The sequence below is a fragment of the Lacrimispora sp. genome (assembly GCF_036758025.1).
GTDB lineage: Bacteria > Bacillota > Clostridia > Lachnospirales > Lachnospiraceae > Lacrimispora.
Map to the genome: position 1 here is coordinate 1 of NZ_DAIOXM010000033.1, position 12,724 is coordinate 12,724.

Genomic DNA, 12,724 nt, shown 5'->3' on the forward strand with positions numbered 1-12,724 from the left:
ATTCGCGAAGATATTCTCTCCTTTTTTCTATGGATTTCTATTGGCCTATATACTAAACATTCCCTGCAACGGAATACAGAGTCTGCTGACCCGTACCAAAATCAACTTCTTGCAAAAAAATAAGAAAGGGATTTCCATCGGTATCGTATATATCCTGTTGTTCTTTTTGGTTTACGTTGTGCTTCGCATGATTATTCCTGCGGCGTATGAGAGTATCCTTTTATTTATTAAAAACTTTGACAGGTATTATCAAACAGCGGAGGAATTGTTGGACAGGCTTAACGATATTTCGCCCGTCAATCTTGAACTAAGTATGAAAAGCCTGCTGCCTGACATGCACAATTTCAGTCTTAATAAGCTCCTTACCTCCTTTAATGCCATTGTAGGTGTGTCTGCCGGTATATTCAAAATAGTTCTTATCCTGATATCATCCATATATACGCTGATGGAAAAGGACAGATTCAAAGCATTTCTGCACCGTGTTTTAAAGGCATTTACTCCTAATTCCGTATATGAAAGGACTATTTGCTATACCAGCAAACTGAATTTAAGCTGTAAGCAATATATTTACGCACAAACAATCGACGGCTGTATTCTCGGAACTCTTGTGGGGATTGAGCTTGCTCTATTAGGCTCCCAATACGCATTGATTTTGGGCATCATGCTGGGACTTGTAAACTACATTCCTTACTTTGGTTCTATTTTCGGGACAGTGGTGGCATTTTTTGTTGTGATGATTTCTCAAAGCGTTCCGGTTAGCCTTCTGGCCTTATTGATTCTGCTCATTACCCAGCAGATTGACGGAAATATCATACAGCCTAAGCTTATGAGCAACTCCTTTTCCATCAGTCCGCTGCTTGTCATCATCAGTGTAAGCATTGGTGGTGCGGCTGCCGGTGTACTTGGTATGCTCGCTGCGATTCCAATAATGGCCACGCTGCTTAGCATCCTGGAGGATATTATTACTCACTTTGAAGAGCAAAAAGAAAAGCAATCAAGCCAAGCTGAAAGTACTGAAGGAAAACAAGAGCAGAGCCAATAGCCCTTGCAGCAAACGGATATCTATGTGGTATGCTTCCATATATATTTGTCAGATAAAGCTTCTCTGTTAGAACTAAACTATACCCTCCCAGAATCTCAATTGCAGCCTCTATACATGCGGAGATTATTGCATCGATACCAAAGTCCAACGTATAATTAAGTGTATAAAAATCCCAATAGATAAGGAGTTGATAATATGTCTAAAATGCCGATGATGTTTGTAGGCCACGGTTCGCCTATGAACGCAATAGAAGATAACCCCTATACGAGAAGCTGGAAGGAAATGGTGAAAAAAGTACCTAAACCTACATCAATCGTATCAATCTCAGCGCATTGGTATACAAAAGGTACAAAGATTATGAATGAGGAAAATCCAAAAACTATTTACGATATGTACGGATTTCCCAATGAGCTATATGAAGTTCTATATCATGCCCCCGGCAATCCCAAACTTGCGGAGAATGCAAAAAATTTAATCAGTAAACAAAGTGTATTCGATAATTCCTGGGGCATTGACCACGGCACCTGGTCTGTTCTGGTCCATATGTATCCCGAAAGGGATATCCCTGTCTTTCAGATCAGTATAGATGCCTCCGCACCGCCGGAGGTTCATTATCAGATCGGTAAGGATTTAAAATCTTTAAGGCAGCAAGGTGTTCTTTTGTTTGGCACCGGAAATATTGTGCACAACCTGCGAATGATTGATTGGGGAATGAAGGATAGAGGTTTTGATTGGGCGTATCAGTTTGATGATTTTGTGAAAGAAAATATTGAAAATAGAAACCATGAAAATGTCATTAATTATCTGAGCTTGGGAGAGGCAGCAAAATTAGCCGTGCCTATGCCGGATCATTTTAACCCAATTTTATACATCCTTGGTGCCTCCGATGAAGAGGATCAAGTAGCTACATATAATAACAGTTGCATGATGGGCTCCTTATCTATGACAAGTTATTTATTTACGTAGTTGTATCATTATGATATGCCGAAGAAAAGTATCAGTATGATTAAAACAAGGAGTTCCTATGAATAAAACAATAAATGACCCATGGATCAAATTGAGCGGATGCCTTTGCCAGGAAGAGTATGATTTGATTCATTTGCTTCAATTGCACTGTTCCAAGGAAGACCAAATCATCTTAAAGCTGGAGCTGGACTATAAGCTTAGTGATGCTGCAAATGGGGCTGACAAGGCCCACATTCATAACATCAATGAATTCATGTACTTTTCCGGAGCTCAGCTGGCAGGGTATCTCGGGATATCCGCTTTCGGAGGCACATCGGCACCTCTGGAGATTACCGGGATGGTACATCCGGATTATCGGCGGCAGGGGATTTTTTCAAAACTGTTTGAATTAGCGCTTGCAGAGGGCAGAAGGAGAAATACAGACAGTATGCTCCTATTGTGTGACAGAAACTCTGCTTCGGGTCAGACGTTTTTAGAAAAATCCGGCGCTTCATACAGTGTCTCAGAATTTGAGATGTATCTGCAAGATGACACCGCTGAGGTAAACAAGAGGCGGATGTGTGACATCAGCTTTAGCAAGGCCACTAATGCAGATGCCTTTGAAATAGCCCGTCAAAATGTGATTTATTTTGGTAGTAGTTTTGATGAAGAGAATGAGAATATTCCACTCCCCGAAGATGAGGAAAAACGTGGCATGACCATTTATCTTGCAAAAAAGGATGACCAGATCGTTGGAAAAGTCCATCTGCAGTTGACGAATGGGCTTGGAGGAATCTACGGGCTGGGCGTATTGCAGGAGCACCGCGGAAAGGGCTTTGGGCGGGCAATTTTACTGGGGGCCGTAGAAAAATTGAAGGCCGCCAATGCGACTGAGATCATGCTTCAAGTTGCCGCTGAGAATGCGACGGCACTCAACTTATATAAGTCCTGCGGATTCCGTGAAACGTCCATAATGGACTATTTTGAGTTGGAATGATTACAATTATTTTTGACTCTAAATAGCTTAATTACCGCCGAATTGATTTTCCTTAAGTATATTTTCAAAATTCAGATAATACATTTACAACAAGAGAGTTGATGAAAGGCATCCTTATATGTCTGATCAAACCGTTAATTATCTGACAAACCCAAGCGATTCGACAAGATATGAAATATTAAGAAATGCTTTTACAAACGCCGGCCGGCCAGAAGATTTTGAAAATGTAGTTGAACTATTAAATCCCCCGCCTGATATTACCTCCTATGCTGCTCCCGGAGCACATAAAAATCTTAAAGTAGGCATAATAGGTGCAGGTCTGGCAGGTTTATCCGCCGCCTTTGAATTAAGAAAAATTGGAGCAGAAGTTACGCTGTATGATGCCATGGAAGACCGCATAGGTGGAAGGGTGTATACATATTATTTTGATCAGGACAGGCGGTATTATGGAGAATTTGGTGCTATGAGAATTCCTTTATCCCATGGTACAACCTGGCATTATATAAATTTGTTACATCTGAATACCATTCCGCTTACTTCACCTTTTCCTAACAACTTTATATACGTTCATAATACCAGAATACGGAGAGAGCGGGACGGAAGTAATATAACGAAATATTTATATCCCTTATTTAATCTTGCTGACTATGAAGAATCTTTGCCATGGCCAGCGTTAAGTGATTATGCCTTTGATTCTGTCTTACTAAGCCTGTCTCCAGATATCCGGAGAGAACTGCTGCAAATTCTGCCGGCGTATTCGCCAGAGTATTCCTTCTATATAAACTCCAGCATCAGGCAGATACTGGAGATGCGCGGTTTAAGCCAGGATGCTATAAATTTAATAGCCAGTGTGGACCCTCTGACCGGAGGACTGCTTAACACTAGTTACGGTGAATCCCTGCAGGAATTATATTCCATGGATTATCTGAATACTTACCGAATAGCCGGAGGTATGATTAATCTTCCTTTTGCTTTTTATAATTCGCTTATGTCCCCCAATCCCAGCGAGTATGATATTGCACCGGATTTGCTTGGAAATGTTGATATCAAATTTGGTCATAATATAACCGGCATTTATCAGAATTCCTCTGAAAGTAAAGTTATTCTAAGGTATAATAGCACTTACATGACAAATGCATATGAAGAATTTGATTACGTTATCTGCACCATCCCATTCTCCACATTACGGGAAGTAGATATAAAACCATTTTTCAGTAATCAAAAAATGCAGGCTATCCGGGAATTATTTTACTCCGATTCCCTTAAGGCTGCCTTTTTCTGTAACCGGCGTTTTTGGGAAGAAAATACCGCCTATGGAAACATGAACGGAGGTATCTCTTTTACTGATTTGCCGATTCAGTCCATTATATATCCCCCTGACCATATCCAATGTACGGAGCCCTTATCCTGCTCACCATTAGAACCGGGTGTATTAATTGCATCTTATAATGTAAATCAGGATTCTATACGGGTCGCGAATCAAAACGAAAGCAGGCGGTTTTCGCTGATTGAGAGAAATGTGGAAGAGGTACATGGACTGCCGGAGAATTTCTTAGATTCTATTGTGGAATATTATAAAGTTGTAGATTGGAACCAGCAGCAGTGGTTTCGAGGAGCATTTGCTGTAAATCTTCCCGGTCAAAAGATAAATTTTGCCAATGCTATTCTTGAACCGGAATATAATAACCGTGTATTTTTTGCTGGAGAACATACTTCTGTAAAGCATGGCTGGATGCAGGGGTCCTTATACAGCGGTATGCTGGCGGCTAATACACTGGCGATGAATCTGAGATAATATTAGTATAGGATAATATAGAAATGGAATATCAAAATTTTAAACCAACTATAGATTATTTGATCGGTAATGATCAATAATAATAAAACCAGAGAAGGTATTTTTAACTAAAAAATATGAATAATAAAGCCCTCATCAGTACGCTGAGGGTTTTATTGCTGGCAGCTTTTATCTTTATTAATATATATCCATAAATAAGATTTGTCGTGTTATAATCAGTATAATTAACGATAACGCATAATTAAAGACCTGCTGATACTTTCGTTATTTATATCTCTTCCACTAAGGACATAACATGGAAACAGCGATTAAAGCTGGTAAGCAGAACAGGAGGCTTCCGTGGATTTCAACGAAAAATTACAACAGCTTAGAAAACAAAACAATCTCACACAGGAGCAGCTTGCGGAGCAATTATATGTATCAAGAACGGCTATATCGAAATGGGAAAGCGGCAAGGGCTATCCCAATATTGAGTCCCTAAAGTGTATTTCTAAATTTTTCTCGGTATCCATTGATGAATTGCTGTCAGGAGGGGAACTAATAAACCTTGCAGAAATAGAGAATCGCTCCAACCTTAATAAGATCTACAATTTTATCAGTGGGCTGCTGGACGTGATGACGATTGCGTTTGTGTTTCTGCCCTTATATGGAGAAATAAAAGGGGATTATATTTACTCTGTCAATTTACTGTCATTCACTCAAATAGAAACCATAAATCTCATCATCTATTGGTGTATTTTCATCACTATAATTGGGCTTGGTATTGCCAGACTTACATTCACTCATTTGGATAAAGAGTCATGGAACAACCTGGCGGCGAAATACTCCATTGCCTTGAGTGTTGCAGCGGTCTGCTCTTTTGCCGCAGCCAGGGAACCCTATGTAACAGTGCTTCTGTTTTTGCTTTTTGTAATAAAGATATTTTTATTGATGAAGCAAAATAGAACCAGATAAAAGCTACCATAAACCCTTGAAAATAAGGCTCTGACACGGAACGTGTCGGAGATTTTTTCTGCTGTGAAGATAAGTTTCTTGTTTCTTTTTATGTCCGGGCCGATAATAAACCTGCTGGTTAGAGCAACCGGCAAACTAATTAGAAAGGACTGATATGTATGGAGTATATGATTGAAACTAAAAAGGAGGATTTGAAATAATGGTATTAGATTTTGTGGAATTTCTGAAAGTGATTTTTCTTGGGATTGTAGAGGGTGTTACAGAATGGCTGCCAATTAGCAGCACAGGACATATGCTTCTCGTTGACGAATTTATTACACTTGATATGAGCGGAGCATTTAAAGAAATGTTTTTTGTTGTCATTCAGCTGGGAGCAATTCTTGCAGTTGTCCTCTTGTTCTGGAATAAAATGCTCCCATTTCAATTTAGCGATAAAACCCAGCCTATTATTAAAAAGGACACTTTTTCGCTTTGGTTTAAGGTAGTGGTTGCCTGTATTCCGGGAGCTGTCATAACAATTTTATTTGACGATTATATTGAAGCTCATTTGCAAACCCCAATGGTAATTGCAGCGGCCCTTATTTTCTATGGAATCGCTTTTATTGTCATCGAAATATGGAATAAAAGGCGGCTGCCAACTACTTCAAAAGTAGAAGACATTACTTATTACACTGCTTTTCTGATTGGACTATTTCAAGTGCTTTCCATTATCCCCGGAACTTCACGTTCAGGAGCTACCATTATAGGTGCATTGCTTATAGGTGTGTCAAGAGTTGCGGCAGCGGAATTTACATTTTTTCTTGCGGTCCCTGTTATGTTTGGCTTAAGTGCAATTAAAGTATTGAAATTTGGTTTTGCTTTTACAAGCGCAGAACTGTTTGTTTTGGTACTGGGTATGACGACAGCTTTTGCAGTGTCTATTCTGGTGATACAGTTCCTCATGGGATACATTAAAAAGCATGATTTCAAAGTGTTTGGATATTATAGAATTATTTTAGGAGTTATTGTTTGCTTGTATTTTACGCTTGGCCGGTAGATTTAAATTGGCAGAATGGTATGATTATTAGTGCAATAAAGATAAAAAAACTGCTAAGACTAAACCCCTCAGTACTCGGTTTAGTCTTAGCAGTTTTTAGCTTTATTAAATCAGGCAGGTATACATCATTCCTATCCCCAGCCGTCTATCTTCCCATTGTACTTTCATATGAACACATTTGATTTCTGACCATCTCTGCAAGTGCAGGAGAAACTTGTTCTAAATGCCATAATACGATACACTGCGTATTAGGCTGGGCTTCTACAAGTCCTGATGCAATATTATTCACAAGGTTCCTTTTCTCTGTTGCAGAAAAAGATTCATATCTCTGAGTTGCTTGTGAGTAATCATCTGGATTGGGGATTTCAGAACGCATAATTTCACCGGCGACATATCTGCCGTTTCCGCTGGATACCATAGATGCAGGAGTCCAGTTCGGCTGTTTGTTGACGGGGATATTACGGAAATCAGGACCCAATCTGTGACGCTGTGCATCCGAGTAAATAAAGGTACGTCCCTGCAGTACCTTATCATCTGAAAATTCCAGACCAGGAACTAAATTCGCCGGGTTAAAAGCTAATTTATCTACCTGCTCATTAAAATTATCCGGATTGCAGTTTAAAACCATACGCCCGACCGGTAAAAGGGGATACTGATCTTCATCCCATAACTTGGTATCATCTAAAGGATCAAATGGAAGTATTCTTTCATCTTCAGGGTTCATCAACTGTACCCGCAGTTCGTATTCGACAGTCTCTCCTCTTGCTATGGTGTCATACAGGTCACGTCCGGCAATGTCAGGGTCTTGGCATGCCAACCACTGAGCTTCCTGTTGGTCAATATACTGCGCTCCTGCTACCGGGAGCCAGTGGTATTTCACATAGCGGCGAACGCCCTGTGCATTTTTCCAGACATAGGTACTTACGCTGTATCCTGGAATATGGCGAAGGCTTTTGACCGTTCCATAATCTGAAAAAAGCCATATCAGCATATTCGTTGCTTCTGGATACTCAGCGAACAGACTCCAAAGCCGTTCCGGGTCAGTAAGGTTATTCACGGGTGAAGGTGACATGTGGCCGATTACCTCTGGTATACGAATTGCGTCACGTACAAAAAAGACAGGGAGATGATTGCAGAGCAGGTCAAAGAATCCCTCATCGGTATAAAATCTGGTGCTGAATCCCCGCACATTTCTGGAAGTGTCCGGTGTTCCTTGATTGCTTGAAGCGAGAGAGAAACGCACTGCTACCGGAACCTGTTGATTAGGTGCTTGCAGGAATCCGGCTTTGGTATATTCCCTCATTGAGTGAGTGGTGTAAAAATACCCAAAAGCGCCGTATCCTTTTGCATGGATACGTCTTGGCGGTTTCGTGGAGGATACAAAGGTTTCCAGGGTTTCATGCAGAACAGTGTCTTGCACGAGCACAGGGCCCCGCACACCTACCGTCTGGGAATGGGAAACATCTGAGTTCTCTGCTTTGGCAGCCATTACGTTTGAACGGGGTGCTGGGGCAGCCATTGGATTATTGTTCTTACAGGCACCTGAGAAAGAGGATTGAGATTTATTACGATTCATCTGCTCGTTTTGGTTTTGTCTTCCTGGCGCACAGTGTGGATTTCCTTCATTTGATTGAAACCATCCGTTATTATTATACATATATTGGCCTCCAAAGCTTTTAAAATTCAAAATAGCATAATACACTGTATTCTTTATTTTTATAAATAATACCATTGCATCTGCATGAGTTGATTTCCTATAAACCGGTATGTCAGATGGTTAATGTTTACCGCATGAAAGCAAGGCTTGATCGGGATGTCCTCGCTATCCTGAGGTTTGTGTAAACGCCCTAAATTGGGATTTACAGGCCTTTTCTCTTTGCGTCTTGATGCAGAGAGGGAGAAAAAATGACTATGTAAATGATATGTGACTTTATTTGCTGCAAAAAAGTATTTATCCCAAAAGAATCAAAAAACCAGATTTTTTCGCCTGCCACATTATTTGTATGCATCGAATCCATCTGGTTTTTTGATTTTTTATTTTCACATCAATCCTGTTGAGCTTTACTTGAATATAGGCAAAGAGGCAATAAAATTATGAAGGTTCAGAGCATCCCAAGGCAAGTACTCGGCAATAGATAATCCTACAACCTCGGTCTGCTGGGAAACATCGCCAATCAGTTTTAATATTTGTGATAGGGTCATTTTACCGCTGGGAGCATCAATCTGGGTGCCGTCGGGGTTGGAGAAAAGCAGGGAACGGAAGAGTGTCGGGTCAAGCACATCCATATCAAAATGGATTGCCAGGTGTTCAATTTCTTTCTCCTGAATCCATTGCAAAACAGGTCCGCTGTCATCAGCCAGGTCCTCGGGCCCGGCTTTTCTCAGCTTCAACCGGCTGACAATCTCTGTTTCTTCCGGTGATGTCTCCCGTAAACCTCCGTACATGATCAATTCAGGATTGAGCGGCATTTTCACTTCTTTGGAAAAAACAGGATCTCCCTCGCCTAACAAGTTACCCAAAACCATGGCATGTTCATTTATATACATTTCAGGTGTGGACACATCAGGATGTGAATCCAGCCATAATACGCCCAGCTTACCATGGTATTTTTCATTCAGATAAGCAAATGGCGCCTGTGAAACCAGACAATCTCCGCCAAACACAATGATTCGTTCCGGCTGATGGGCTTCTATGATCTTTCGGGCTGAACGCTGCTGCTGCAATAGGAATGTTTGGGCAAATACACCATTTTCCGTTGGTAGTTCTGAGCCGTCATATGGTATGACAGGAACTTCTACTTGTGGGATATTTCCAGCTTCCGGCGCAAGCCATGCAAGCAGCTTAGCTCCGAAGCTGTAAGGGGGATTGTTTCCACCCTGCCATTGAGGCATTATTAAACGTAATGTATCTGACATAGAAAATCTCCTTTACCTGATAGTGTATTTATTGTACAATAAACGTATTACTTAAAACAAGTACTGTCTTTTTAAACATATACTATCCTGGAGGATATCACTAATGAGCATGAAGCAATATGAAGGAAAAATCAAATTACTGACAGATACGCCGTTTGGCTATACGCTTACCATGATTGGCGGAAAGTGGAGATTGGTGATTCTATACTGGCTGGTAGAATATGAGGCAGTGAGGTATAATGAGCTGCAGCGTTTGATTGGAACAATCACCCCCCGGACTTTGAGCACACAGCTTAAGGAGATGGAAGAGGATGGTCTGATCATCCGGACAGAGTATCCTCAAATTCCTCCCAAGGTAGAATATAGTCTTTCGGAAAAAGGACGTTCGTTATATCCGATTATGGAGGCCATGTGTGAGTGGGGAGAGCAATATATTGCTGCAATACATACTACAGATACCTTGCAATAATTTGAACCAGCCGTGCAGGAAGCTGTTTCAGGTCGGTAATATCCAGTGTATTCTCATTTCCATAAATATCACTGATGATTTCTTTATCCTGCCCAATAGCAGCGGCAAGAAAGAGAACACCTTTGCGCCTGTATTCCTGCAAAGTCTTTTTCATATCTGCAACGGCCAAATCACCCGTATAATCCGGCATTGCTTTAGGCTGTCCGTCACTGATGCTGATGAACAACTTTGTTTTCTGGGGAGCCGCCAATAAACGGTCTGCAATAATTCTGACGGCCATGCCGTCGCGGTTGTTGCTTCTGCCCTGAATGTTGATTAAAGAATATTTTTCATCAGGGTCTTTGCTGTCGAAATCTACATAGGAGTAAAGTGACATTTGTTCCATAGGGGAACGGTCGGCAGTATCGCCGTAAATCATAACAGGAATATTGCAGCCATGGCAAAATTCATATAAGGCAATGGCTGCCTGCTTTGCGGCATCCAACCGGCCAAAGGCCGACATGGATGCCGATTCGTCTATGCGCAGTGCCACGGCAAGGGAAGGATCTTCCTCAGGAGGGCGTTTTCTTGCAAAGTACCGGAAGTCCTGTGCGGCAATACGATTTGCACAAAAGTTTGTGCCGTATAATTGTACTGCGGCAAATTCGCTTGCTGTTTCGTGCTCCAAAAGAGGCATTGTTTTTTGAATCAGTTCCCTGATCACAGGCATCAGACCAGAGACCTGCTTCCTGTATTCAATCTCGTTTTCCTCAGCAGCTTCAGGCCGGTGGACAATCAGTTTTACATGCTGGTGAATACTTCCTTTTACACTTTCGCGGGCTTGCTGATTAAGTCTTTTTCGGAAGTCCGTTTTTTGCTGTTTTGTAGGGCGCTCCGGCTCCATTTCGTGATAAATGGCAGCACCGTCTTCGCCGTTATCACTGCTTTGTGTTTTCTCCGCTGTGTTACGGGAAGTTTGATCGGAATGCCCCTCGCTGTCCCTGGATTTGCGCAGACGCATTGCATTGGGATCGGCAGGCGTTTCCTCTTTACTTTCGAAATGTTGTCCGTCTTCGGATAAAAGCAATTCCATTACCTCAGAATTTTGAATATCCTGGCTAAGTGTCTGCACCTGTTCCATTTGCTCCAACTGTTCCAATAGTCCTTTTACAGATAAAGCCTGTTCCAAAATAGAAATCTCTCCCGGATCAGTTGTAATTTTATAAATCACTTTGTGGTACATGGATGCACGAAGCGCAGCTCCGCCTGCAACAGCATCAATCCAAAACAGGTAGGAACGCATACCCGCTACGCCTTTGATGGCATTGGCTTTGGCTGTTTCGTCCAGCGTGATAATTGTATCGGCTAAAAGAGATAATATTGTTTCATTGGAATATCCTGTTTTAGCGGCGGCTCTCTCCATCATAACTGCTTTTGGCGGTAAATCCATTTTTTCCGTATGCTGAATCCTGTCCCGCAGGGCCTCATTCAATGGGCGGCACCCATTATATCCTCTGTTGGTTGTAATCACAGCAATGAAATCCGGATGCCGGTGGACGATGCGGGTAGGAAGGTTGATACTGCCATCCGGCTCCAACGCAGAGTTCAGCGCCATCAGTACTGCTGCATCCCGTATTACAGTAGGCTCCTGTATTTCCAGCAGCCATCCGTTTTCATAAGCACGGACAATTTCAGAGGGATAGAATTGATAGCTTACTTCTCCTGCGCTATGGCCATCCTCCGGCAAAACCGGCAGGATGGAACCAAGGATATCGGACTTATCCATATCTGCAAAGCAGGTTACTTTTGTATAGGGCAGCCCGAAGTCAGCGGAGAGTGCCTTTGCAAGCTGGGTCTTTCCCGAACCTGCATCTCCCTCCAACAGAATATTTGTGATTTTCATTTCTTCCCTGTGCCAATTTCGTTTTATTTCAGCACAGATTCGGCGTTCCGCCTCACTTTCAATATATGATTGCGGCTTTTTCCAAACAAGTTTTTTTTCGTCCTCCGTCAGTTGTCTGAGGGGAGACAGAAGCATTTGATTCTCCATTTTAATAATACTCCATTTCTTCTAAAATCTGTGTGAGCACACGCAGGCGCTCTCCATTTATTTCTCCCAAATCATTAAGCGCCTGTGAAAATGCCTGAATGTCTTCATTAATATTTAGATTTTCCGTGCAAACGGCAATGGGCATTACGCCGCCTTGTATGCCCACACGTTCCACAGTAGGTTTTTCAGGGTCATATAGCAGAGGAAGCCGGTAAGCTTCTTTAAAGTATAAAAGTGTGCGGCTTAAAAAAATCATCAAGTCAAGTATCTGATGGATTGGCAGCTCTGTATCCATTTTCAACTGACCATCACTGTTTTCCTTCCAGATTTGGGCCGCAATCTGCATCTTCTTATTTTCTTCTAATACAGGAGCCCCCAAAGTCAGCCTTTTTATTTCTGATTGATAAGCATTTCTGCCATCTATGCGGTCGTATCCGTCCGCAGTCATTACAATGTTTTTGTTCATTTTCGTATTCTCCTTGCATCATTATTTAAATCTAAATACTGTTTCAGCAATTTTTTGATTTTTTGTATCCCCTTG

At 41.7% G+C, this 12,724-nt stretch carries 11 protein-coding genes; 7 read left to right on the forward strand and 4 right to left on the reverse strand.

Translation table 11 applies throughout. The features are described 5' to 3' along the window. The 6 genes from V7M78_RS19995 to V7M78_RS20020 form a co-directional block, all read left to right on the forward strand. Nucleotides 1–1,042, forward strand: a 1,042-nt coding sequence (locus V7M78_RS19995) for an AI-2E family transporter (RefSeq protein ID WP_333652354.1), incomplete at its 5' end; no start/stop codon positions are given. 204 nt (nucleotides 1,043–1,246) lie between these two features. After that, entirely contained in the window at nucleotides 1,247–2,008 is a 762-nt protein-coding gene (ygiD, locus tag V7M78_RS20000) for a 4,5-DOPA dioxygenase extradiol (RefSeq protein ID WP_333652424.1), read from the forward strand. A gap of 58 nt (nucleotides 2,009–2,066) precedes the next feature. Continuing rightward, entirely contained in the window at nucleotides 2,067–2,984 is a 918-nt protein-coding gene (locus tag V7M78_RS20005; protein WP_333652357.1) for a GNAT family N-acetyltransferase, read from the forward strand. A gap of 118 nt (nucleotides 2,985–3,102) precedes the next feature. Further along, entirely contained in the window at nucleotides 3,103–4,779 is a 1,677-nt protein-coding gene (locus V7M78_RS20010; protein WP_333652360.1) for a flavin monoamine oxidase family protein, read from the forward strand. Between the two features lie 339 nt (nucleotides 4,780–5,118). After that, nucleotides 5,119–5,733 (forward strand): helix-turn-helix domain-containing protein, encoded by a 615-nt coding sequence (locus V7M78_RS20015; protein ID WP_333652362.1) that lies wholly within the window; start codon nucleotides 5,119–5,121, stop codon nucleotides 5,731–5,733. Between the two features lie 199 nt (nucleotides 5,734–5,932). After that, complete coding sequence (locus tag V7M78_RS20020; protein WP_333652364.1) at nucleotides 5,933–6,769, forward strand: undecaprenyl-diphosphate phosphatase; 837 nt, start codon at nucleotides 5,933–5,935, stop codon at nucleotides 6,767–6,769. 145 nt (nucleotides 6,770–6,914) lie between these two features. Here V7M78_RS20020 and V7M78_RS20025 read toward each other — a convergent pair whose 3' ends face one another. Together V7M78_RS20025 and V7M78_RS20030 are read right to left on the reverse strand one after the other, a co-directional pair. Then, nucleotides 6,915–8,426: a catalase gene (locus tag V7M78_RS20025; protein WP_333652366.1), complete on the reverse strand. Its 1,512-nt coding sequence runs from the start codon at nucleotides 8,424–8,426 to the stop codon at nucleotides 6,915–6,917. A gap of 404 nt (nucleotides 8,427–8,830) precedes the next feature. Then, nucleotides 8,831–9,685, reverse strand: coding sequence for an arginase family protein (locus tag V7M78_RS20030; RefSeq protein ID WP_333652369.1), 855 nt, complete (start codon nucleotides 9,683–9,685; stop codon nucleotides 8,831–8,833). Nucleotides 9,686–9,788: 103 nt separating this feature from the next. Between V7M78_RS20030 and V7M78_RS20035 the strand changes: the two genes are divergently transcribed. Continuing rightward, entirely contained in the window at nucleotides 9,789–10,154 is a 366-nt protein-coding gene (locus V7M78_RS20035; protein ID WP_333652371.1) for a winged helix-turn-helix transcriptional regulator, read from the forward strand. Here the strand turns inward: V7M78_RS20035 and V7M78_RS20040 are convergent. Both V7M78_RS20040 and V7M78_RS20045 read right to left on the reverse strand, forming a co-directional pair. Further along, nucleotides 10,135–12,036: an AAA family ATPase gene (locus tag V7M78_RS20040; RefSeq protein ID WP_333652373.1), complete on the reverse strand. Its 1,902-nt coding sequence runs from the start codon at nucleotides 12,034–12,036 to the stop codon at nucleotides 10,135–10,137. The two genes, V7M78_RS20035 and V7M78_RS20040, sit on opposite strands and share 20 nt — an antisense overlap. A gap of 148 nt (nucleotides 12,037–12,184) precedes the next feature. Continuing rightward, entirely contained in the window at nucleotides 12,185–12,649 is a 465-nt protein-coding gene (locus tag V7M78_RS20045) for a DUF6530 family protein (protein ID WP_333652375.1), read from the reverse strand. Between the last annotated feature and the right edge of the window lie 75 nt (nucleotides 12,650–12,724).